Annotated in this window: 24 protein-coding genes; 11 read left to right on the top strand and 13 right to left on the bottom strand. The window is 68.8% G+C overall.

Annotation, left to right across the window (positions count from 1 at the left end):
* Window positions 1-122 precede the first annotated feature (122 nt).
* From FHS97_RS16985 to FHS97_RS16930, 12 genes are all read right to left on the bottom strand, one after another.
* A complete protein-coding gene (locus FHS97_RS16985; RefSeq protein ID WP_184040945.1) occupies window positions 123-1,673 on the bottom strand; it encodes a methyl-accepting chemotaxis protein in 1,551 nt (516 codons plus the stop codon).
* On the bottom strand, window positions 1,670-1,990 hold the full coding sequence (locus FHS97_RS16980) for a hypothetical protein (protein ID WP_184040942.1): 321 nt from the start codon (window positions 1,988-1,990) through the stop codon (window positions 1,670-1,672). The genes FHS97_RS16985 and FHS97_RS16980 overlap by 4 nt, the downstream gene beginning before the upstream one ends.
* Window positions 1,991-2,058: 68 nt before the next feature.
* Window positions 2,059-2,577, bottom strand: coding sequence for a GNAT family N-acetyltransferase (locus FHS97_RS16975; RefSeq protein ID WP_184040939.1), 519 nt, complete (start codon window positions 2,575-2,577; stop codon window positions 2,059-2,061).
* Between the two features lie 11 nt (window positions 2,578-2,588).
* Window positions 2,589-3,392 (bottom strand): enoyl-ACP reductase FabI, encoded by an 804-nt coding sequence (gene fabI, locus FHS97_RS16970; RefSeq protein ID WP_343053485.1) that lies wholly within the window; start codon window positions 3,390-3,392, stop codon window positions 2,589-2,591.
* 13 nt (window positions 3,393-3,405) lie between these two features.
* Window positions 3,406-4,359 (bottom strand): YhjD/YihY/BrkB family envelope integrity protein, encoded by a 954-nt coding sequence (locus FHS97_RS16965; protein ID WP_184040936.1) that lies wholly within the window; start codon window positions 4,357-4,359, stop codon window positions 3,406-3,408.
* A 6-nt stretch (window positions 4,360-4,365) separates the two neighbouring features.
* A complete protein-coding gene (locus tag FHS97_RS16960; RefSeq protein ID WP_184040933.1) occupies window positions 4,366-5,325 on the bottom strand; it encodes a DnaJ C-terminal domain-containing protein in 960 nt (319 codons plus the stop codon).
* 60 nt (window positions 5,326-5,385) lie between these two features.
* Window positions 5,386-6,273, bottom strand: a complete 888-nt coding sequence (locus FHS97_RS16955) for a transglutaminase family protein (RefSeq protein WP_184040916.1) — start codon at window positions 6,271-6,273, stop codon at window positions 5,386-5,388.
* A 373-nt stretch (window positions 6,274-6,646) separates the two neighbouring features.
* The gene (locus FHS97_RS16950) at window positions 6,647-9,034 is read right to left on the bottom strand and encodes a circularly permuted type 2 ATP-grasp protein (protein ID WP_184040913.1); all 2,388 of its coding nucleotides are present in this window, start codon (window positions 9,032-9,034) and stop codon (window positions 6,647-6,649) included.
* Between the two features lie 157 nt (window positions 9,035-9,191).
* Entirely contained in the window at window positions 9,192-11,630 is a 2,439-nt protein-coding gene (ligD, locus tag FHS97_RS16945) for a DNA ligase D (protein ID WP_184040911.1), read from the bottom strand.
* Window positions 11,631-11,657: 27 nt separating this feature from the next.
* Window positions 11,658-12,551: a non-homologous end joining protein Ku gene (gene ku, locus FHS97_RS16940; RefSeq protein WP_184040907.1), complete on the bottom strand. Its 894-nt coding sequence runs from the start codon at window positions 12,549-12,551 to the stop codon at window positions 11,658-11,660.
* Between the two features lie 62 nt (window positions 12,552-12,613).
* Window positions 12,614-12,862, bottom strand: a complete 249-nt coding sequence (locus FHS97_RS16935) for a type II toxin-antitoxin system RelE/ParE family toxin (protein WP_184040891.1) — start codon at window positions 12,860-12,862, stop codon at window positions 12,614-12,616.
* A gap of 26 nt (window positions 12,863-12,888) precedes the next feature.
* Window positions 12,889-13,140, bottom strand: coding sequence for a type II toxin-antitoxin system ParD family antitoxin (locus FHS97_RS16930; RefSeq protein ID WP_184040888.1), 252 nt, complete (start codon window positions 13,138-13,140; stop codon window positions 12,889-12,891).
* 84 nt (window positions 13,141-13,224) lie between these two features.
* Between FHS97_RS16930 and pdxH the strand changes: the two genes are divergently transcribed.
* Genes pdxH through FHS97_RS16915 form a run of 3 tightly spaced genes read left to right on the top strand, consistent with a single transcriptional unit; the run spans window position 13,225 to window position 15,558 of the window.
* Entirely contained in the window at window positions 13,225-13,806 is a 582-nt protein-coding gene (pdxH, locus tag FHS97_RS16925; protein ID WP_184040885.1) for a pyridoxamine 5'-phosphate oxidase, read from the top strand.
* The gene (locus tag FHS97_RS16920; protein WP_184040882.1) at window positions 13,803-14,750 is read left to right on the top strand and encodes a cation diffusion facilitator family transporter; all 948 of its coding nucleotides are present in this window, start codon (window positions 13,803-13,805) and stop codon (window positions 14,748-14,750) included. Before pdxH ends, FHS97_RS16920 begins: the two co-directional genes overlap by 4 nt.
* Window positions 14,751-14,763: 13 nt before the next feature.
* A complete protein-coding gene (locus FHS97_RS16915) occupies window positions 14,764-15,558 on the top strand; it encodes a PhzF family phenazine biosynthesis protein (RefSeq protein ID WP_184040879.1) in 795 nt (264 codons plus the stop codon).
* 3 nt (window positions 15,559-15,561) lie between these two features.
* On the opposite strand, the gene radC is transcribed toward FHS97_RS16915, so the two are convergent.
* A complete protein-coding gene (radC, locus tag FHS97_RS16910; protein ID WP_184040876.1) occupies window positions 15,562-16,251 on the bottom strand; it encodes a RadC family protein in 690 nt (229 codons plus the stop codon).
* 110 nt (window positions 16,252-16,361) lie between these two features.
* Between radC and FHS97_RS17735 the strand changes: the two genes are divergently transcribed.
* From FHS97_RS17735 to FHS97_RS16870, 8 genes are all read left to right on the top strand, one after another.
* Entirely contained in the window at window positions 16,362-19,433 is a 3,072-nt protein-coding gene (locus FHS97_RS17735; RefSeq protein ID WP_184040873.1) for an intermembrane phospholipid transport protein YdbH family protein, read from the top strand.
* A 23-nt stretch (window positions 19,434-19,456) separates the two neighbouring features.
* Window positions 19,457-19,645: a YnbE family lipoprotein gene (locus FHS97_RS16900; protein WP_246346742.1), complete on the top strand. Its 189-nt coding sequence runs from the start codon at window positions 19,457-19,459 to the stop codon at window positions 19,643-19,645.
* Between the two features lie 9 nt (window positions 19,646-19,654).
* Window positions 19,655-20,026 (top strand): YdbL family probable chaperone protein, encoded by a 372-nt coding sequence (locus tag FHS97_RS16895; protein WP_184040870.1) that lies wholly within the window; start codon window positions 19,655-19,657, stop codon window positions 20,024-20,026.
* Between the two features lie 339 nt (window positions 20,027-20,365).
* Complete coding sequence (locus FHS97_RS16890; protein WP_184040867.1) at window positions 20,366-20,698, top strand: AtpZ/AtpI family protein; 333 nt, start codon at window positions 20,366-20,368, stop codon at window positions 20,696-20,698.
* Window positions 20,699-20,724: 26 nt separating this feature from the next.
* On the top strand, window positions 20,725-21,513 hold the full coding sequence (locus FHS97_RS16885; RefSeq protein WP_184040864.1) for a F0F1 ATP synthase subunit A: 789 nt from the start codon (window positions 20,725-20,727) through the stop codon (window positions 21,511-21,513).
* A 40-nt stretch (window positions 21,514-21,553) separates the two neighbouring features.
* On the top strand, window positions 21,554-21,781 hold the full coding sequence (locus FHS97_RS16880; RefSeq protein WP_019515901.1) for a F0F1 ATP synthase subunit C: 228 nt from the start codon (window positions 21,554-21,556) through the stop codon (window positions 21,779-21,781).
* A 61-nt stretch (window positions 21,782-21,842) separates the two neighbouring features.
* Window positions 21,843-22,337, top strand: a complete 495-nt coding sequence (locus FHS97_RS16875; protein WP_184040860.1) for a F0F1 ATP synthase subunit B family protein — start codon at window positions 21,843-21,845, stop codon at window positions 22,335-22,337.
* Window positions 22,330-22,947 (top strand): F0F1 ATP synthase subunit B family protein, encoded by a 618-nt coding sequence (locus tag FHS97_RS16870; RefSeq protein WP_246346741.1) that lies wholly within the window; start codon window positions 22,330-22,332, stop codon window positions 22,945-22,947. The genes FHS97_RS16875 and FHS97_RS16870 overlap by 8 nt, the downstream gene beginning before the upstream one ends.
* Window positions 22,948-23,187: the final 240 nt, after the last annotated feature.

Here is a 23,187-nt window from a genome sequence, read left to right as displayed (position 1 = left end):
CATACACCCAGAAAATGCCTCGGCTTCCAAACCCCCGCTGAGGCCTTCTTCCCGTTGCACTTCGAATGTGAATCCACACCCGGATCAAGTCCGGGGCGACGGGCGCGAGCAGCAAGCGCCCGCTATTCCGCCGCCGCACGCTCACACGTCAGGAACGCCACGAAGCGATTGGTCGACCCGTGCAGATCGCGCGCGCTGGTCGCCAGCGCCCCCGCGCTATTGCGCACCGTCGCCGACAGCGTCGACGCCTTACCGACCGTGTCGACCAGCGCGCCGATCCCGCCGCCGATCGCCTCCGCCATCGTCGCTGCGCGGGTCGCGCCGCCATCGACCTCCAGCGCGCTGCTGCGCTGCTCGTCGACCGCCACCTTGATCCCATGCGCCGCGCCCGACACTTCGGCGACCGCCTGCGTCACGCTGCGCAGTTTCTCGCCGGTCTCCGCCACCCCCTCGCGGATGCCCGCGATCAACACCCCGATCCGGTCGCTGGCGCGGGTGGTATCGGCCGACAGCGCCTTCACCTCGCCCGCGACCACCGCAAAGCCGCGCCCGGCCTCGCCGGCGCGCGACGCCTCGATCGTGGCGTTGAGCGCCAGCAGGTTGGTCTGCGCCGCGATCCGGCGGATGTCGTCGAGGAAGCCCTCGATCTGCACCGCCTGTTCCTCCAGCATCGCCGCGGTCTGGACGCTGCGCTGCGCCGCGATGCTGACGCCGTCGGTCAGCTGCGACTGCCGGTCGGCCGCCACCGCGATCGTCTGGATCGAGCGCGTCAGGTCGCGGATCGAGGCGGCGACCTGCGCGATGTCGGTCGCGGCCTCGTCGGCGCTGGTCGCGGCGGTCACCACCTCGCCGCGCGCCGCGGCGGTGCCGCTCTCCAGCTGGATCGCGGCCTGTTCCAGCCGCTCGCTCGCCTGCGCGATCCCGCCGACGATCGACGTGACTGAGCGTTCGAATTCGCCCGCCAGCATCATCAGCTCGCCGCGTCGTTCCTGCGCGATCTGCGCCGCCTGTTCCTCGCGCCGTCGCCGCTCGCGCGCCGCGCGTTCCTCGGCAAGCCGCGCCTGTTCCAGCGCGCTTTCGATGGCGCGGCGGCCTTCCTCGGCGCTCGCGGTCAGCTCGCGAGCGCGGCGCAGGCTGCGCTCCTGCGCGGCAAACAGCCGTTCCAGCATCAGCGTCACCACCGTCAGCGCCCCGAATTGCAGGCCGACCGCGACGACATGGAACAGCACCCGCCCCAGATCGCCGCTGCCGTCGAACACCCAGTCGGGCGCGAACCATTCGAGCAGCAGGTGATGCACCGCGGTCAGCCCGGTGGTCAGCAGGATCGGCCGCCAATCGGCGAGCACCAGCAGCGCCGCCATCGCGACGAAGAAATACATGTGCGCGTCCATCTGCCACGCGCGGCCCTGCAGGACGAACACCAGCAGCGCCGGCAGCACCGTCGCCAGCGACCCCATCATCGCGCGCGCCACCGCGTCGTGCCGCCCGAGCACCATCATCGCGGTCGGCCCGATATTGGCGAGCAGCCCGATCGCCAGCACCGCCGGCAGCTTGCCCCCGCCGATCAGCACGTCGCCCGCGCACAGCCCGGCGAGCACGATCCAGCCCGCCCACGCCCAGCCCTTCACGCCGTACATCCGCATCCGGTCGAGCGGTTCACCTTGCGCGGTCATGCGACGCCCGCCGGTCTGGAGGGGGTGCCGCAACCGGCCGGCGGGGCCGCGAGCATCAGGGTTCGCCATGGCCGGATCTGCGCCGCCAGCCGTGCGCGGCTCCCCACCACCACCAGCGACCCGCGCAACGGTCCGGCGCCGAGCAGCATCGCCCCCGACGACAGCGCCAGCCGCGCGGTGGCGTTGACGTCGCGGTCGGCGACCGGGACCAGCAGGATGCGCCCCTCGGCAGGCGGGTACAGGCTCATGATCGCCAGCGCGACGACGCCGACGCCCGCCTGCGCCACGAGTAACAGCCGGTCGGAACGGTGATCCATTCCCCGGGCTTGTAAGGATCGGTGCTTAACTTACCGTAAGGGAGGGAAAGCTGTTTGGGCGATCCCGCTCAGCCGAGCCGCGCGAAGGCTCCGGCATGCGTCGCCGCTCCCCGCTGCCCGCACGGCATCAACCCGCCCTGCACGGGCAGCGCCAGCAGATGCTCGCCCGCATAGGGCGAGGCGAAGTTCTTCGCATAATCGGCATGGAAGCCGAACCGCCCGTAAAAAGCCGCTTCGCCGAGCACGAAGCACAGCACGATCCGCGCCGCCTCGATCCGCTCGATCCCGGCGTGGATCAACGCCTCGGCGACCCCCTGCCGGCGATAGCGCTCCGCGACCGCGACCGGCGCGAGCGCCATCGCGGCGATCGCCTTGCCGCCGACCTCGACCGCCATCCGGCTGAACGCCACCGCCCCGACCAGCGCGCCGCTCTCTTCGTCCATGGCGACCATCATCAGCACCATGTCGCCGTCGACACACAGCTGCCGCACCAGATCGGCCTCGTCCGCACGTGGGAAGACCGCGCGGAGCAGCGCGTCGATCGCGGCGACGTCGCCGCCCGCCGCCGGGCGGATCGCGATCGTCATGCCCGCAACGCTCACGCCAGCGCGATGTCCGGCGCGTCCTCGGCCTTCATCCCGATCACGTTATAGCCCGCGTCGACATGGTGGATTTCGCCGGTCACGCCGCTCGCCAGATCGGATAGCATGTACAACCCAGCGCCGCCGACATCCTCGATCGTCACGGTGCGGCGCAGCGGCGCGTTCAGCTCGTTCCACTTGAGGATATAGTTGAAATCGCCGATCCCGCGCGCCGCCAGCGTCTGGATCGGCCCGGCCGAGACCGCATTGATGCGGATATTGTCGGGACCGAGATCGACCGCGAGATACTTGACGCTCGTCTCCAGCGCCGCCTTCGCCACGCCCATCACGTTGTAATGCGGGATGACCTTCTCGGCGCCATAATAGGTCAGCGTCAGGATCGAGCCGCCGTCGGGCATCATCCGCCGCGCGCGCTGCGCCACCGCGACCAGCGAATAGGCCGAGATGTTCATCGTCATCAGGAAATTGTCGAGCGTGGTGTCGTAATAGCGCCCGCGTAGCTGCGACTTGTCCGAAAAGCCGATCGCATGGACCACGAAGTCGATCGTCGGCCATTCCTCGGCCAGAGCCGCGAAGGTCTCGTCGAGCGCGTCCATGTCCGCGACGTCGCAATCGAACAGCCGCGCGACGCCCAGTTGCTCGGCGAGCGGGCGCACGCGCTTCTCCATCGCCGCGCCCTGATAGGAGAAAGCAAGCTCCGCGCCGGCCTCGCTCAGCTTCTTGGCGATGCCCCACGCCAGCGACTTGTCGTTGGCCAGCCCCATGATGAGCCCGCGCTTGCCCGCCATCAATCCGTTCACGCGTGTACCTGCATTATAATTCACCCTGTCCGGCCCCCTCTACAACCGGTTCGGGCGGCTCCGCCAGTGCCGCGTTGAGATGCGCGCCGAAGACCAGTCCCAGCCCGATCAGATAGAAGAACAACAGCATGACCACCACACCCGCCAGGCTGCCATAGGTCAGGTCATAGCCGCCGAGCTGCGACAGCGCCCATGGCAGCCCCGCGGTCATGCTCACCCACCACAGGGTCGTGAACAAGGCGCCCGGCCATTTGCGCGCATCGCTGCGGCGATATTTGCCCGGCGTCACCGAATAGAACAGCATGTACAGCGCGCCGAACATGATCGCCGCCGGCACCAGCCGCGCGATGTTGAGCCATTCGGCGACATGCTGCGCGACCGGCAGCAGGCGATAGATGAACTGCTCGGCGGCGGTCAGGATGCCCTGCACCAGAAACGCGAACAGCGCGATCACCACCGAGGCGATGATCGCGATGCTCAAGCCCAGCCGCGCGCGCCACAGCGACTGCGACGACCGCGTGCCATAGGCCTTGCGGAAGATGTCGCGGATTGTCTCGGCAAAGCTGCCGACGGTCCACAGCCCGACCAAAGCGCCAAACCACAGCAACGGCCCGGTCCGCGCCTGCAACACGTTGGCGATCGGCGTCCGTAGCACTTCCGCGACGTCGCGCGGCAGCACCGACAGGAAGCTGGCCAGTCCGTGCTGCACCTCGTCGCTCTGCCCGAACAGCGACGCCACCGCCGCGGCGACGATGAAGAACGGAAACACCGTCATCAGCGCGAGATAGGCGAGGTTGCCGGCATAGATGAACCCATCAGTCCACACCCCGATCGCCGCGCGCTTGAACACCTCCCACGCATAGGCGCCGGGGCGGACGCGCGCGAGCTGGCGGTCGAGCCGACGCCGCGCGGCGCCGTGGTGGCGCCCGCGATCTTCAGGCGTCAGCGATAGCGGGGCCTCGGTCACGCACGATCAGACGCCCATCGCCGCGCGTGGGTTCCCGCCGCCGTCCCAGCCGGCGACGAACGCCTTCAGCGCCGCATCGTCCGCCGGCACGTCGACGATCAGCGTCACCAGTTGATCGCCGCGCTCGCCGCCTTTGCGGTGAAAGCCTTTCCCCTTTAAACGCAATGTCTTGCCGGAAGTTGCCCCGGTCGGCACCGTGATCATCACCGGCTTGTCGACGGTCGGGCACTTCACCTTGCCGCCCTCGACCGCTTCCTTGAGCGTGATCGGCAGGTCGAGCCGCACGTCGTCACCGTCGCGCGTGAAGAAGCGGTGCGGCTGGACCTCGATCGTCACGATCGCGTCACCCGCGCCGCCCGGGCCGTCGTCGCCCTTGCCCGCGAGCCGCATCTGCGTGCCGGTCTCGACCCCGGCGGGCAGCTTGAGGTCGATCGTGCTGCCGCTCGCCAGCGTCACGCGCTGCGGCGCGAGCGTCGCGGCATCGGTGAAGGGGACGCACAGCGAATAGGCGACGTTGCCGCCCTTGGGCGGGGGCTGCCGCCGCCCGAAGCCGCTGGCGAACCCGCCACCCGCGCCAGCGCCGCCGCGCGCGCGGCCGCCGCCGAACAGCCCCTCGAAGATGTCGCTCATGTCGGGGCCGCCGGCACCGCCGCCCATCCCGCTCATGTCGAAGCCCTCGGCGCGGAACCCGCCGTTGCCCGCCTGCCCGCGCCCGCCCGCGCCGAACCCGAACGGCGCGGTCGGATTGCCGTCGCCGTCGATCTCGCCGCGATCGAAGCGCGCGCGTTTGTCCTTGTCGGTCAGCAGGTCATAGGCGCTCGTCACCTGCCCGAACTTCTCCGCCGCCTTGGGATTGTCGCGGTTGCGGTCGGGATGCAGCTCCTTGGCGAGCTTGCGATACGCTTTCTTGATGTCCGCCTCGCTGGCGCCGCGCGCCACGCCCAGCGTCGCATATGGATCGGCCATGTCGTCCCCGGTTGGTGTGTTACTCGCCTATGTGGGGAAGTGCGCGGCGAAGCGCAATCGTTACGCGGGCTCCATGATCGGGGCGACGTCGACGCTGACCTCCATCGCCTGCGCCCCCGATCCCAGCACGACCCCGTCGACCGGTGCGATCTCGGCATAATCGCGCCCGATCGCGACGACGATATGGTCGCCCGCCATCCAGATGCCGTTGGTCGGATCGACCCCGACCCAGCCGCGCTGCGGCCCGCACCAGATCAGCACCCAGGCGTGCGTCGCGTCCGCGCCGACCAGCCGCTCCTGACCGGGCGGCGGAATGGTGCGGATATAGCCCGAGGCATAAGCCGCGGGCAGCCCGGCGGCGCGCAGGCCCGTCAGCATGATCTGCGCGAAATCCTGACAAACACCGCTGCGCTTGGCGAACGCCTCGTGCGGCGGCGTGTCGACCAGCGTCGCGGCGGGATCGAACGCGAAGTCGCGCTGGATGCGCCGCGCCAGCGCAATCCCCGCCTCCAGCACGTTGCGGTCAGGCGACAGATCGGGCGCGCAATAATCCGCGATCGCGCGGTCGAGCGGGATCAGCGGCGAGGGGAACAGATACGCCGCCGGCCCCGCCGCCGACACGTCGCCCGACGCCCGCGCCAGCGCACAGACCTCGGCGATCGTCAGGTCGCTCGGGTCGGGCACCGGCACCAGCCGGTCGACGGTCAGCCGCGCGACGCTCTCGATCGTCAGCCGACGGACGCGCTCGTCGACCACCAGTCGCGTGACATGCGCCAGCCCGGCCTCGGCATGCGCCTCGGTCGTCCGCCCCGAAGGCGCGACGTGAAGTGCGTATTCCTCCAGCTTCTGCCCCGGCCAATCGATCGGCTTCAGCCGCAGGTTGCAGCGCGCGAACTTGACCGCATTGCCGTAATCGAAGCGGGTTATGTGGCGAATGTCATAGCGCATCGATCAGGCCCCATTCGTCATTGCGAGCGTAGCGAAGCAATCCAGGGCGTCCTGGCCCAACCCTGGATTGCTTCGCTACGCTCGCAATGACGAAGTATGAGTGTGTCGCTCACGCCAGCGTCAACCCGCTCGCCCGCAACGGCTCTGCGCCCTGCAAGGAATACCGCCGTGCGATCGCCTCCGACAGCCGAAACCGCCGGTGCTCCGCCTTCGACAACGTCTCCCCTCACAGTCCCCGTTCGTGCTGAGGAGGCATTGAGCCTGTCGAAATGCCGCCTCGAAGCACCTTGTGGCACGCACCCTTCGAGACGAGGCTTCGACAAGCTCAGCCTCTCCTCAGGGCGAACGGGGGCGGTGGGAAGAACAACCCGCGTCACGCCAGCGTCAACCCGCTCGCCCGCAACGGCTCGGCGCCTTGCAGGAAATACCGCCGTGCGATCGCCTCGGACAGCCGGAACAGCCGGTGCTCGACCTCCGACAGCGTCTCGGGATCGAGCAACGCCGCCTGCGCCGGGGCGACCAGCGCATGCAGCTCGGTCGCCTCGATCTGCTGCGGCTCGGCCATCCCGTCGTCGTCGAGCACCGGCAGCGCCGCCAGATGCTCGCGGATCCGCTCGACCTGGAACGCCAGCGCGCGCGGGTTGCCGGGGTCGAGCACGGTCAGGTCGACCACCGGCACGCGTGCGATCCCGGTCAGGTAACGCTGGCGATAGCTGATCTGGCTGTCGGCGAGATCGAGCAGCGTCGACAGGTCGCCCGCCGACGCGCCGCTCATCCCGAAGATCCGCGCCGCGCGCGTGATCGCGCGCGCGCGCTCGATGCGACGCCCGAGATCGTGGAACCGCCATGCCGCGGTCCGCCCCATATGCTCGGCGGACAGCCCGGCGATCGCGGCATAGCGGCGCTGGAGCGACCCGGCCCGGTCGAGCATCCCGCGATGCGTCGGGAACGGTGCATCGAGCAAGCGCACCATGTCGACCGACAGCCGGTCGCGCGATCCGCCCGCGATCCGCTGCGCATGGGTATTGATCGCCGCCACCGACTGCCACCCGCCGTCGCGCGCCTCCATCGCGGTGCGCGCGAACGCGATCAGCTCGGCGCGGCGGAAGCCGGTCGGGGCAGGGGCCGCGCCGCTGTCGACGATCTCGGCGACCAGCTTGGCGATCGTCGCGTCGTCGGGGGCGGCGCCGGTGTCGGCGTCGATCGAATGGCCGAGCATGACGCGGATCGCCGCCAGCAGCGCCTCGCCGCGTTCCAGATAGCGCCCGAGCCAGAAGAAATTGTCCGCGACCCGGCTCGGCAGCGTCCCCGGATTGCGCCGGACGTGCAGCGAATCGGGCGCGGGCAGCAACGACACCGGCGACACCGGCTCCGCCCCGTGCACGCAGACGTCCGCCGACCACGTGCCCTCGCCCAGCACCGCCGCGCGCGGGTCGGGATGTTCGCCGATCCGCGCGAAGCCGCCCGGCAACACCTGCCAGTCGCCCTGCGCATCGCGCGCCGCGAACACCCGCAACGTGAACGGGCGCGGCTCCAGCCGGTCCTCGATGATCACCGGCATCGTCGACAGCCGAACGATTTCCTGTCCGACATAATCCTGCGGACGCCGCGTGAGGTCGTCGAGGAAGGCGGCGCGCTGCTCGGGCGTCAGATCGGCCCCCGCGACCGGCGCTTCGCCGGGCAGGCCGAGCGTCCGCGCCCCGAACGCGGAGGACAGCAGCATCGACCCGAACTCGCCCGCGACATGCGCCGCCTCGCGCGGCTGTCCACACCACCAGGTCGCGATGTTCGGCAGGATCAGGTCCGCGCCGGTCAGCCGCGTGCTGAGCTGCGGCAGGAATGCCCCGAACGCCGGACTTTCCAGCACGCCCGCGCCCGGCGCGTTGGCGAGCACGACATTGCCCTGCGCCCAGACGTCGATCAGCCCCGGCACCCCGATCCGCGAGTGCGAATCGAACGCCAGCGGGTCGAGCAGCCGCGGATCGAGCCGCCGCCACAGCGCATCGACGCGCTTCAGCCCGGCGATCGTCCGGACATAGAGCCGGTCCTCCAGCGCGGCGAGATCGTCGCCCTCGACCAGCAACAGCCCCAGATAGCGCGCCAGATGCGCCTGTTCGGGGTAACTGGGATTGTAGCGCCCCGGCGTCAGCAGCCCGATCCGCGGATCGCTGCGCCGGCACGCCGCCGCCAACCCCTCACGAAACGCAGCGAAAAATGGCGCGTGCCGACGCACGTTGAGCCGCGCCTGCAACCCGCCCAGCGTGCGGCTGACCGCGAGCCGGTTCTCCAGCGCATAGCCCGCCCCGGTCGGCGCGCGCAGGTGATCGGCGAGCACGCGCCACTCGCCCGACGGACTGCGCCCCAGATCGATCGCGACGAAATGCAGGTGGTGTCCGCCCGGCGGCGCAAGCCCGACCAGCGGCCGCAGGAAGAACGGGCTGCCGGTGACCAGCGTCGCAGGGAAATGCCCACGCTCCGCCAACTTGGACGGGCCATAGAGATCGCGGAGGATCGTCTCGAACAGATCGGCGCGCTGGACGATCCCGCGCTCGATCCGCGCCCATTCCTGCGCCTCGATCAGCAGCGGCACCGGGCTGACCGGCCACGGTCGCTCGCTATCCTCGCCGATGATGCGAAAGCCGGTGCCGATGTCGATCGCGTGCCGCTGCACCCGCTCGCGCGCATGGCCGAGATCGTCGCCCGCGACCGCGGACAGTTCCTCGAGCACCGCCAGCCACGGCGCGGCGGCACCACTGCGCATCGTGTCGGACGGCGTGCCGGCGTAATCGTCAAAGCGGCGGCGGGCGAGGGTGCCGGGGTCGAAGAGAGGCTGCGTGGCCAGCGGTTCCTCCTTCAGCCAACCGGGGCGGACCCTAGTGCGGCCTTCGGGTTAAGCAATCGGAATCGACCGATTGGTCTCAAAGGTCAGGCAGCACCTGATCGGCGACGCCCCAGCCCTTCAGCGACCGCCCGTTCGCACGCGCGATCAATGCCTCGGCATCGCCGACGTGCCAGTGCGCGGCGCTGTCGAGATCGCGCAGCTCGGTCCACGACACCGGCGCCGCCACAGGCGCACCGGCGCGTGCCCGCGCGGCATAGGGCATGATCGCGGTCGCGCCGCGCTGGTTGCGCAGATAGTCGATGAAGATCCGTCCCTTGCGCTTCGCCTTGCTCATCACCGCCACGAACCGCTCCGGATCGGCATGGGCGAGCGCGCGGGCGAACCGCTCGGCGAAGTCGCGCACCGCCGGCCATTCGGCCCTGGGGGTCAGCGGGACGACGACATGCACGCCCTTGCCCCCCGACAGCAGCGGGAAGCTGACCAGCCCGAGTTCGGCGAGCTGCTCCTTGAGGTGAACCGCGGCGCGCTTGGTCTCCTCGAAGCCGAGGCCCTCGTCGGGATCGAGGTCGAACACCATCCGGTCGGGGCGTTCGAGCGCGTCGACGCGCGATCCCCAGCCGTGGAACTCGATCGTCCCCATCTGCACGCACGCGACCAGCCCGTCGGCATCCTCGACATACAGGTAGTTTTCGGTGCTGCCGTCCTTCTCGCGGATCGGCACCTGATGCACGGTGTCGCCGAACGATCCGGCGTCATGCTTCTGGAAAAAGCATTGCCGCGCGCGTCCCTGCGGGCAGCGCACCAGACTGATCGGCCGATGCCCGGCCCATGGCAGCATGATGCCCGCGATCGCGGCGTAATAATCCGCCAACTGCCCCTTGGTGATCTTGCCCTCCGGGAAGATCACGCGGTCGCGATTGGTGACCTTGATCCGCGACTCGACCTTGGGTGTGGGGGCGGGCGCTTCGACGACCACCTCCGCCGCCGGCTTGTCGCCGCGCAGCCCGATGAAGCTGGAATGGCGCAACACGCCATCGGGCGTCACTTCGGCGAACGCGACTTCGGCGACCAGCTCAGGCTTCACCCACTGCGCGCCTTTGACCGCGGCGCGCGGCGCGTCGACGGTGGCGGTCTTGCGCGACAGTTTGTCCAGCCGCGTCCGCAACTCGTCCATCATCGCCGCATCGAAGCCGGTGCCGACCTTGCCGGCATAGCGCAGCGTGTCGCCGTCATGCACGCCGAGCAGCAGCGAGCGCAGACCGCGCGACTTGGTGGAGGGCAGCCAGCCGACGATCACGAACTCCTGCCGCCGGATGCACTTGATCTTCAGCCACGACTGGGTGCGTCGCCCGCGATACGGCGCATCGGCGCGTTTGGAGACGACACCCTCATAGCCCTCGCGGCACATCGTCTCGAACAATTGCTCGCCGGATCCGACGATATGCTCGGCGAAGCGCAACCGCTCCTCGCCCTCGCCGACCAGCGCGCGCAGCCGCTCCTTGCGCGCGACATTGGGCTGCTCGCGCAGATCTTCGCCGTCGACTTCGAGCAGGTCGAACGCGAACAGCGTCATCGCGCCGCCGCTGCCGATCGCATCCTTCAGCGTTGAGAAATCGGGACGGCCATCCTTGAAGGCGACGATCTCGCCATCGATCAGCGCGGTCGTCGCGGAGAGCGCGGCGGCGGCTTCGGCGATGCCGGCGAATTTGTCGCTCCAGTCGAGTCCGCTGCGCGTGTAGACCTTGGCCGTCCCGCCGCCGATCGCGATCAGCGCGCGATAGCCGTCATATTTGACCTCATGGATCCATTCGCCGCCGGTCGGGACGTGATCGACCAGCGTGCAAAGCTGCGGCGGCTCAAAGGCGGGCGCCTTGGTGGCGCTGCGCTTCCTCGCCGGCCCCGGCTTCGTGCGACTGCCCGTGCGCGGGGCTGCCTTTGCCTTCTTTCCCTCGGCAATCTCCTGCATCGTCCGACCGGTCGCGACGCTGGTCAGCGCGGTCTCGACCAAGATGTCGGTGCCGCCGGCCTCGGCGTCCTCGATCTTGCGCAACAGCCAGTTCTCGCGCTTCTCCTTGCCGCGCGGGCGCAGCCGGATCAGCAGCCACTCGCCCTTCATCCGCTCGCCGTCGAGGATGAAGTGGAGGTGGCCCTTGTCGATGTCGGCGGCGCTCTTCCCCTTGACCGGCGACCAGGTCCCCCGGTCCCACAACATCACCGTCCCGCCACCATATTCCCCCGCCGGGATCGTCCCCTCGAAGGTGGCATAGGAGAGAGGGTGATCCTCGGTCCGCACCGCGAGGCGTTTCTCGTTCGGGTCGAGGCTCGGGCCGCGCGTCACCGCCCAGCTTTTCAGGACGCCATCGACCTCCAGCCGAAAGTCCCAGTGCAGCCGCGTCGCATCATGCTTCTGGACGATGAAGCTGTTGCCCTTGCCCGGCGCGAGCGTCCCCGCCGGCTCGGCGGTCTTCGCGAAATCGCGCTTGGCGTTATAGGAGGCGAGCGGATCGGTCGTCACCCGATCCTCCCGTCATGGCCGTGCGGCTCAAGCACGTTTCTTCGCCGTCGATGCCTTGCCGGTCGACGCCTTGGCCGCCGGCTTGCGGGTTGCGGGCTTGCGCGTCGCGGTCTTCTTTTCCGTGGCGCCGCCCTTGCCCTCCATCGACTTCTTGAGCGCCGCCATCAGGTCGACGACGTTCGATACCGAGCGTGCGCCATCGTCGCCCTTGTCCTCGATGATCTTGCGGCCCTTCGCCTTGCGCTTGCGCTCGATCAGGTCTTTCAGCGCATCGACATAGCGGTCGTGGAACTCGGCCGGGTCGAAGGCGGCGGCCTTCTTCTCGATCAGCGCCTCGGCGAGATCGAGCAAGTCGGCATCGGGCTGGTCATCGGGAATGTCGCGGAAATAGCCCTGCGCGCGGTGCACCTCGTCGGCGTAGCGCAGTGTCTCGAGGATCATCCCGCGCCCGCACGGCTTGAGGCTGACGACATATTCGCGCCCGCGCATCGCGAGTTGCCCGAGCCCGACCTTCTTGGTCCGGCGCAGCGCCTCGCGCAGCACGATGAACGCTTCCTCGGCGAGATCGTCGGCGGGAACGACGAAATAAGGCTTCTCGTAATAGAGCACGTCGATCTCATGCGCGTCGACGAACTGCGTCAGTTCCAGCGTCTTCTTGGACTCGAGCTTGACCGCATCGATCTCGTCCTGTTCGAGCAGGACGTACTCGCCTTTCTCGATCTCGAAGCCCTTCATGATCTCGTCGGTGTCGACCGGTCCGACGCCGGGCGCGACCTTCTCATATTTGATCCGCTGCCCGCTGGGTTCGTGGATCTGGTGAAAGGCCACCTGCGCCCCGGACTTGGTGGCGGAGTAGATTTCGACCGGAATCGACACCAGCGCCAACCGGATCTGCCCCTGCCAATATGCGCGCGCCGCCATCGGATCAGCCTCTCGTTGCGAAGGCGATTCAATCGTCGGGCAAGGCGGGGGTTCCGATCGGATCAGAAAGACATGTTCGGATCGCGCGCGGCATGAACGATCGCGACGATCACGACATCTTCGCCCTGAAGGCGATAGATGATGTGGTAGTTGCGAAAAGTGCGCCGTCTTATGCCGGTGCCGAGCTGGGGCGCTTTCGGAAAGCGACGGGGAAAAATACTTAGCTCGGTACAAGCGACGCGCAGCTCGGTGATGAAGGAGAGCGCGGCATCAGGATTGTCGCGCGCGATCCAGTCGGCGAGATCGCGCAAATTGGTCTGCGCACGCCGCGACAGGCTTACCGAGGCCATTGCCGATATCGGTCTGCAAGGTCGTCGAATGCTTGATCAAGGCTTATGACCCGCCCGGCGTCGACGTCGGCCAGACCTTCGTTCACCTGCGCCTGCACCATCTCCAGCCATGCCTCGCGTTCGTGGACGAGCCGCACGCCTTCGCGGAGTACCTCGCTACGCGATCCGTAGCGACCCTTCTCCACCAGTTTATCGACGTAGCTTTCCAGCCGGTCGCCAAGTTTTACGCTGCTCGCCATAAGTCACCTCCATGGTGATAATAATCAATACCACCCCCAACGACAATGATGACCTTTCCCCGCAGTCGCGGTAAGAGCGCCGCCATGGCCGATGATCCCTTTTCCTTGTTCGACCGCTGGTTCGCCGAAGCGCGCGACAGCGAATTGAACGATCCCAATGCGATGGCGCTCGCGACTGCCGATGCCCGCGGTCGTCCGTCGGTGCGGATGGTGCTGCTGAAGGGGCATGGTTCGGACGGCTTCGTCTTCTATACCAACCGCGGCAGCCGCAAGGCGGGCGATCTCGCCGCCAATGCGCAGGCGGCGTTGCTCTTCCACTGGAAGTCGTTGCGACGGCAAATCCGGATCGAGGGCGCGGTCAGCCACGCCACCGATGCGGAGAGCGACGCCTATTTCGCCAGTCGCGGCCGCGACTCGCAGCTCGGTGCCTGGGCGTCCGAACAGTCGCGACCGCTCGACGATCGCGCCACGTTCGAGGCACGATTCGCGGAGATGAAGGCGCGCTTCGACGGGCAGGACGTGCCGCGTCCGCCCGATTGGGGCGGCTATCGCGTGACGCCCGTTCATTTCGAATTCTGGCACGACCGCGCGCATCGCCTGCATGAACGGCGCGTGTTCACCGTCGACGAACAGGGCGGGTGGCGCGAGGGATTGCTGTTCCCATGACACGCGACGAACGCCGCCGCGTCATTCCGCTCGCGATGCAGGCCGCGCTGGCCAGCGTGGCGATGGCCTGTACGCTGTTGATCGTGAAGGCCTATGCCGCGTGGCATACCGGATCGGTCGCGATGCTGGGCAGCCTGGCGGACACCGGGCTCGACCTGCTCGCCAGCCTCGTCACCCTGTACGGCGTCAAGCTGGCGGCCGAGCCCGCCGACCATGACCATCGCTTCGGCCATGGTAAGGCGGAGGCGTTGGCGGCGCTGTTTCAGGTCGTGCTCATCACCGCTTCGGCGATCGGGATCGCGGTGCAGGCGATCCGGCGTTTCTCGGATCCCGTCGCCAACGAGGATGCCGGGCTGGGGATCGGCGTGTCGATCGCGGCGATCGTCGCGACCTTCGCGCTGCTCGCCTATCAACGCAGCATCATCCGCCAGACCGGCTCGATCGCGATCATGGCCGATAACGTCCATTATCAATCGGATATGCTGCTCAACGTCGCGGTGATTGCGGCGTTGGTGCTCGATCAATATGTCGGCATCTCCGGGGCCGACCCGGTGTTCGGCATCGCGATCGCGGCCTGGCTGGTGTGGGGCGCGTTCCAGGCGTCGAGTCAGGCGATCGACATGCTGATGGACAAGGAGTGGCCGGAGGCGCAGCGCGCCGCCTTCATGGAGGTTGCCGCGCGTCAGCCCGGCATCCGCGGCATTCACGATTTCCGTACGCGCCGCGCCGGCAGCCACGATTTCGCGCAATTCCACATGGAGGTCGATGCCGCGCTGTCGGTCCGCGACGCGCACGACATCGTCGAGCGCGTCGAGCGCGCGCTCCGCGACACCTTCCCGCGCGTCGAGACGCTGATCCACCTCGATCCCGAGGGCCATGTCGATACCGACAACCCGCTGGTCGAGGCGGACGTCACGCCGCATTGGTTCTCGAAACGCCTTTAGGAAGCTACCGCCGATGCGTATTCCCTTCACGCAGGTCGATGCCTTCGCGGCGCAGGCGTTCGAGGGCAATCCGGCGGCGGTGATGCCGCTGTCGGCGTGGCTCGACGATGCGACGCTGCTGCGAATCGCGCAGGAGAACAACCTGTCCGAAACCGCATTCCTGGTTCCCGATGCCAGCGGCTCGGCGGATTACGAATTGCGCTGGTTCACCCCGACCGCTGAGATCGCCTTGTGCGGCCATGCGACGCTGGCCAGCGGTCATGTCGTGCTTGCCTCCGACCCCGACCGCGCGCGTGTCCGCTTCGCGACGCGTCAATCGGGCGTGCTGGAGGTCGCGCGCGACGGGGCGGGCTATGCCCTGGCGCTCCCGGCCTTGGCGCCGGCGCCGCGCGACCTCCCCGGTGTCGTGGCCGCGCTGGGCGTCACGCCCGCGGAGACGCTGTGGCGCGATGGTGGCTATGCGGTCGCGGTGCTCGCCGATGAAGCGGCGGTGCGCGCCTGCGCGCCGGACCAGCGCGCGTTGGAACAGGAGGGGCGGTTGCTGGTGATCGTCACCGCGCCCGGCGACACCAGCGACATCGTCAGCCGCGCCTTCACCCCGGCGTTCGGCATCCCCGAAGACCCCGTCACCGGCAGCGCGCATGCGGTCGTCGTGCCTTATTGGGCGAAGCGACTGGGCCGCGACGCTTTCTCCGCCGTTCAGGCCAGTGCGCGCGGCGGGCGGCTCGGCTGCCGCCTCGACAACAAGCGGGTGGTGCTCAGCGGGACGTGCGTCACCACCATCGAAGGCACCTTTTTGCTGCCCTGATCGTCAGATCAGTCCCTTGGCGCGCAGACTGACCTGCCCGTTCAGCCCGACGATCAGGTGATCGTGGACCGCGATGTCGAGCGGCTTGGCCGCGGCGATGATCGCGCGGGTGATCTCGATATCCGCGCGGCTCGGCGAGGGATCGCCAGACGGATGGTTGTGGACGAGGATCAGCGCCGCCGACCCGAAATCGAGCGCACGCTTGATGACCTCGCGCACGTGAACGGCCGCCTGATCGATCGTGCCGTGCGCCATCACCTCGTCGCGGACGAGCATGTTGCGGGTATTTAGATGCAGCACGCGGAACCGTTCGACCATGTCGTGCGCCATATCGGCATGAAGATAATCCGACAGCGCCTGCCAGTTCGACAGCACCGGCGCCGCGCGCGCACGGGCGCGCACCAGCCGGATCGCGGTTGCGTGCGCGATGCGAATGGCCGCGACGCTGGTCTCGCCGATCCCATCGACTTGCGCCAGCACGGCGGGATCGGCGGAGAAGATGCCCGGCAAATGGCCGAATCTCTCCAGCAGCCGCTTCGCGAGCGGCTTGGTATCCTGCCGCGGGATCGCAAGCGCCAGCAGGTATTCGAGCAGTTCGTGGTCGAGCAGCCCCTCGGGGTCGGCCAGCAACCGCGCGCGCAGCCGGGCGCGGTGCCCCTTCGCATCCAGCGCGCGCGTCTCGTCGTCGGCCATGAGCGTCGGCCTAGGTCGGTTCGCGGTGCCACGCAATTGCACGGCCCGCGCGCGCTGCCCTATGACGGCGAAACCATGAGCGAGGCAGGCCAGCAACCGACAGGGCGCGCGTGAGCGACACGGGGCGGCGCATTGCGATGGCGGTATCGGTGCTGGCGCTCGCCGCCGGCGGCGGGCTGTGGCTGTCGCGCGTGCCGATCGCGACGCGGGTGATCGACAAGGAACTGGCCGCCAAGGGCGTGCCGGCCCGCTATCATATCGCCGATCTCGGGCTCGGACGGCAGCGGCTGACCGACGTCGTGATCGGTGATCCCGCACACCCCGATATGGTTGCCGACTGGATCGAGACGCAGACCGACCTGACGCTGGCCGGACCGAAGCTGATCGCGGTGCGCGCCGGACAGGTGCGCATCGCGGCGCGGCTACGCGACGGCAAGCTGTCGCTCGGCGTGATCGACCGGCTGCTCCCCGCTTCTTCGGGCGGCCCGATGACACTGCCCGTGCTCGACGTGGACGTGGCGGACGCCCGGATCGCGCTCGACACGCCTTATGGCGCGGCGGCGTTGCGGCTGAGCGGGCGCGGGCGGCTCAACGACGGGTTTCGCGGGCGACTGGCGGCTGACGCGCCGCGGCTGACGCTGGCGGGATGCCGGATCGGTGCGCTGCACGCCGACATGGCGCTGCGCGTGACCGCCACCGCGCCGCGGATCGCCGGGCCGGCGCGCGCCGCCGCGATCGCCTGCGACGGCGCGGCGGCCCAGGCGGTGGCGGGCGATCTCGACCTCGGTCTGTCGCCGCGGTTCGACCGCTGGTTCGGGCGGACGCAAGTGACGGCAGCGCGCGTCGAGGCGGCGGCGGCGACGCTCCGCAACGTCAATCTGGCGACACGCTTCCGTGGCGACGCCGCCCGCACCACGGGGATCGGGACCGTGATGGTGGACGGCGTGCAGACCGCGGCGGTGACGAGCGGCGCGACCGACTGGCACGGGCAATGGCGGCTGACGAACGGTCGCGCGACGCTCGCCGGGCGGCTGGTCGCGCAGCATGTCGCGCTGTCGGCGGCCGGACGGCGCGGGATCGCAACGCTCGGCGATAGCGCGGCGGGGTTGCCGGTCGCACCGTTGCTGGCGGGGGCGGCGCAGGATGCGGCACGCGCGAGCCGCGACCTGCAGCTCGCCGCCGAACTCGCGCTGTCGACCGGCGACCGCACGCTGCTGACGGTCGAGCGCGCGGCGGTGACCGCCGCGACCGGCGCGCACGCGACGCTCGACGACGGCGCGGTGACGATCGGCCACCCGGCCGGGGTGCAGCTTGCCGGACGGGTGACGCTGGGCGGCGGCGGGTTACCCGACGCGACGATCAGGCTTGCGCAGGCGGCGCCCGGCGCGGCGGTCAGCGGTACGGCGCAGGTCGCGCCCTATGCGCGCGACGGCGCGGCGCTGACGCTCACCCCGGTGCGATTCACGACCGGCGGGCAGGGCGCGACACGGATCGCGACCGATGCGACCTTGAGCGGGCCGCTGGCGGGTGGGCGAGTCGAGCGGTTGCGCATCCCAATTGCCGCTGCGTGGGACCGGCGCGGCCAGTTGACCGTCAATCGCGATTGTACCCCGATCGAGTTCGAGCGGCTCGCGATCTCCAGCCTGACGCTGGACGGCGGCGCGCTGCGGCTGTGCCCGACGGGCGCGGCGCTGGTCGAGGTGAGCCGCAGCGGTATCAAGGGCGGGGCGCGGCTCGGCGCGACGCGGCTCGACGGGACGCTCGGCGGATCGGCGTTCCGGCTCGACACCCGCGGCGCGACGCTGGCGCTCGCGGATCGCGGCTTCGTGCTGACCGATGTCGCGACCACGATCGGCACGACCCGCATCGCCGCCACCCGGCTCGCCGGGCAGGTCACCGGCGGCGGCGCGCAGGGCACGTTCGCGGGCGGTGGCGGACAGGTCGGGACGGTGCCGCTGCTGATGAGCGCGGGCGAGGGCAATTGGCGGTTTGACGGGCGGCGGCTGGTGCTGGACGGCGCGCTGCGCGTCGCGGACACCGCCGCGACGCCGCGATTCCAGCCGATGGCGGCGCGCGACATCGCCTTCGTGCTCGACGGCGGGACGATTCGCGCGACCGGGCAACTGGTGGAGCCGACCACCGGCACCCCGGTCGCGAGGCTGGCGATCGATCATCGCCTGTCGAGCGGCAGCGGCGCCGCTGTGCTGAGGGTGCCGGGGATCACCTTCACCAAGGGGTTCCAGCCCGAATTGCTCACGCGGCTGACGTTCGGGGTGATCGCCGACGTGTCGGGAACGATGCGCGGCGAGGGGCAGATCCGCTGGACCCCGCAGCGGGTCGACAGCACCGGCCTCTTTTCGACCGACGCGATGAACCTCGCAGCGGCGTTCGGGCCGGTCACCGGACTGGCGGGGACGATCCGCTTCACCGATCTGCTCGGGCTGGTCAGCGCGCCAGATCAGGTCGCGACCGTCACTTCGATCAATCCGGGGATCGCGGTGACCGACGGGCGGATCGTCTATCGCTTGCTCCCCGACCTCAAGGTGCAGGTCCAGACCGCGCGCTGGCCGTTCGCGGGCGGCACGCTGACGCTCGATCCCACGACGCTCGACTTCGGATCGGATGCGGCGCGGCGGATGACCTTCCGCGTCGACGGGATGGATGCCGGCAAGTTCCTGCAACAGTTCGACTTCTCGAACCTCAACGCCACCGGCACCTTTGACGGCGTGCTGCCGATGATCTTCGACGAGCAGGGCGGGCGGATCGCGGACGGGCGGCTGACCGCGCGGGAGGGCGGCGGATCGATCGCCTATCTGGGCGAGCTGACCGAGAAGGATCTCGGCGTCTGGGGCAATCTCGCCTTCCAGTCGCTGCGCTCGCTGACGTACCGCAGCCTCGACGTGCAGATGAACGGGCCATTGGCGGGCGAGATGGTCACCGGAGTCAGCTTCACCGGGATCAAGCAGGGGACGGGCGCGAAGAGCAATTTCCTGCTACGCCGGCTGACGCGGCTGCCGATCCGCTTCAACATCACGATCCGCGCGCCATTCCGTGGGCTGATCGATTCGGCGGCGAGCTTCTACGACCCGCAGCGGCTGGTGAAGCGCAACCTGCAGGCCTTGATCGACGAGCAGAACCGGAAGACGGGCGTTCAGCCGCCCGCAAGCGAGAATGTACCATGACGGCAACAGGATTGACGAACGCGATGCGCCCCACGACCTATGCCCTGATGGCGATGCTGACGCTGGCTGGCGGACTGGGAGGGTGCGTGAACATTTCCGCGCCCGACAAGCCGATCCAGATCAACCTCAACATCAACGTGACTCAGGAAGTGGTGTACCGTCTCGACAATGAGGCCAAGTCGCTGATCCAGCAGAACCCGGGGATTTTCTAAGCCATGCGTATGAAGAGCCTTGTCCAGATCGCCGCGCTGGCCGCGGTCGCGGTGCCGGTCGCCGCCTGGGCGCAGCGCGATCCCGCCTATGCCGCGGCGCGCGCGGCCGGCGAGGTCGGCGAGCAGCCCGACGGCTATCTCGGCGTGGTCGGCAGCGGGTCGGCGTCGCTGCGCGCGCTGGTCAGCAACATCAACATCCAGCGCAAGGCTGCCTATACCCAGAAAGCGCAGGCGTCGGGTGCGACCGTCGAGCAGCTCGCCTTCACCAGCGGCTGCAACCTGATCGCACAGACCAAGCCGGGCGAGAAATATCGCACGCCGGGCGGGGCATGGGAAACGCGCGGCGCCGGTGCGCCGCAACGCGACCCGCGCTGCGTCTGACAGTGGAGTAGGCGGAAGGCAGTCCCGTTCCACGCCGTCGCCCCTGCGCAGGCAGGGGCCCATGTCTGTACCGTCGGGCGCTGCGGTCTGACACATACGCCGACCTCCTTGTGTCAAAGGTTTCCCGGCACGACACAGCCATAGGCTCCTGCCTCCGCAGGAGCGACGGGGAGGGGAGCGCAGGAGCGACGGTGAGGGTGGCTTCGACCATCCGCCCGTGCTTGCAACGGTTGACACCCCTTAACCCCCCGTCTAACCGGGCGGGGCCTTGGCGGGGCTGCTCGCCGCTTGCGCGCACCCGTGTCCCCGGCGAGAAAAAACCAGGGTGAGGGTGGCTGCGTGGCGGAGAACGGTTCCGGACGGGATTTCCACGACGCGGACGACCCGCGCCTGACCCAGCTCGATCGTCGACTGGAACAGGCGCGCCGGGACGAAGCGGTTCGGCAGGGAACGGTGCGTGACGATGCGGATGCCGGGTATTCGCTCGGCAATCGCGTGCTCGCCGCCCTGATCGGAAGTCTCGTCGGATCGGCGCTGATCGGCTGGTGTATCGACCGCTGGATCGGCACCGCGCCGTGGGGACTGATCGTCATGCTGTTCCTCGGAATCGCGGTGGCGTTCAGGCAAATCATTCGGTTGACGAGCAAGCGTCCGGGCGATCCGGGCGCTTGACGTATGTGAGAAACGGGAACCTCGCAGTGGCGGCAGAAGGCGGCAAGATCGATCCGATGCACCAGTTCCTGATCGAGCCCGTGCTCGGTCGGCCCTGGATCGTGGGCGGCTATGATCTGTCGTTCACCAATTCGGCGCTGTGGATGGTCATCACGCTGGTCGCGTTGTGGCTGTTCATGCTCGGCGGGATGAAGCGCGAGCTGGTCCCCGGCCGCTGGCAGGCGGCGGTGGAGGGCTTCACCGGCTTCGTCCAGAACATGCTGGTCTCGAACGTCGGGCCGGAGGGCAAGCGCTTCGTCCCCTACGTCTTCTCGCTGTTCATGTTCATCCTGTTCGCCAACGTGCTGGGGCTGATGCCGGTCGGGATCGTGCCGGGTTGGCACCCGTTCACGATCACCAGCCACCTGACCGTTACCGGTGTGCTGGCGATCATCAGCTTCTCGATCGTGCTGATCGTCGGGTTCGGGAAGCACGGCTTCCATTTCTTCAGCCTGTTCGTGCCGCACGGCACGCCGCTGCCGATGATCCCGCTGATCTTCGTCGTTGAGCTGCTGAGCTTCCTCGTCCGTCCGTTCTCGCTGGGCTTGCGACTGTTCGTCGCGATGACCGCGGGGCACATTTTGCTCAAGGTGCTGGCGGCGTTCGTCATCAACGGCATCAATCTCGGGCTGGGCTATATCGCGATCGTGTCGCTGCCCAGCTTCGTGCTGATGATCGGCATCACGCTGCTGGAGCTGCTGGTCGCGGCGATCCAGGCGTATGTTTTCGCGTTGCTGACCAGCGTCTATCTGAACGACGCGGTCAACCTGCACTGAGTTTCCTTTCCACCACTGAATTTCAACGGGAGTTATTATCATGGACGCAAACGCCGCCAAGCTGCTCGGCGCCGGTCTCGCCGCGATCGGCATGGGCATTGCCGCGCTGGGCGTGGGCAATGTGTTCGCCGCCTTCCTCGAAGGTGCGCTGCGCAATCCGGGTGCCGCCGACGGCCAGCAGGGCCGCCTGTTCATCGGCTTCGCCGGTGCCGAGCTTCTGGGCCTGCTCGCCTTCGTGACGATGATCATCCTGGTGTTCGTCGCGTAACCACGCCGACGACATGGTCCCGCCCGCGTCGGGCGGGGCTGACCTGGGAAAGCGGATCACCATGCCTCAAATCAGTCAGATCGCCGCCACCTACGCTTCTCAGCTCTTCTGGCTGCTCATCACCTTCGGCATCCTGTATTTCGGGATCGGCAAGATGATGGTGCCCAGGGTGCAAGGCGTGATGGAGCTGCGCGAATCGCAGATCGCGCAGGACCTCACCACCGCCGAGGCGGCGCGGGTCGAGGCCGATCGGACCGAGGCGGCATGGAATGCCGACATGGACGCCGCGCGCGCCGCGGCGCAGGCCGAGGTCGCCGCTGCCAAGGCGCGCGCCCAGGCCGCGGCCGAGGCGCAGCTGCGCAGCGCCGACGCCGATCTGGCGGAGCGTGTCGCGCACCACGACGTCGCCATCGGCAATGCCAAGGCGGCGGCGATGGTCAACGTACAGACGATCGCGACCGAAGCCGCGCAGGAGCTGGTGCAGCGCCTGTCGGGCGTCGCGGTCCCCACGGACGCCGCCAACGAGGCGGTCCGCAGGCAGCTCAATCATGGCTAATCCCACTTCCACGCTGGCGCAGGATCTCGAGGCACAGCCGCTCGAGCATCAGGATATGGCGAACGGCAGCGGTATCCATGCCGGCACCAGCGCCGGTGACGGCGAGTCGCACGCCGCGCCGACCGCGCTCGGGCTCAACGATACCGGCTGGGTCGGCATCGCGGCGCTGGTCGTGCTGATCGGCATGGTCGTGTGGAAGGTGCCGGCGGCGATCGGCGCGATGCTCGACAAGCGCATCGGCGAAATCCGCCACCAGCTCGACGAGGCCGCCGCGCTCCGCAAGGAAGCCGAGGCGCTGCGCGACGAATATGCCGCGCGCGCTCGTGGTGCCGAGGCCGATGCCGCCAAGATGCGCGACAATGCGCATCACGAGGCGGCCGAGATCCTCGCGAAGGCCAAACACGACACCGAGGCGCTGATGGAGCGTCGCACGCGCATGGCCGAGGACAAGATCGCCGCCGCCGAGCGCGCGGCGATCGCCGAAGTCCGCGCGCGCACCGCCGAGGCGGCCACTGCCGCCGCCGCGGCGCTGATCGCCGAGCGTCACGACGCGGGTGCCGACCGCGCGCTGATCGACCGCGCGATCTCCGGCGTGGGGCGCCTCAACTGACCTGACGGCCTTCGGGATCGCCGAGACGGAGCGGGCGCCATCGGCGCCCGTTTTCGTTTGGGCGGTTGCTCGTTCGCGCAGTCTGTTTCTTCCGCTGGCAGCAACGGTGGGACAGCGTTGACAAGGAACCTTCTTTCGTCATTGCGAGCGTAGCGAAGCAATCCAGGGCCGGATCAGGACGCCCTGGATTGCTTCGCTACGCTCGCAATGACGCGTCAGGCGAGTGCCGTCCGACCCGAA

It is taken from the genome of Sphingomonas endophytica (assembly GCF_014199415.1).
GTDB classification, from domain to species: domain Bacteria; phylum Pseudomonadota; class Alphaproteobacteria; order Sphingomonadales; family Sphingomonadaceae; genus Sphingomonas; species Sphingomonas endophytica.
This window is presented reverse-complemented; position numbering and strand designations above follow the sequence as displayed.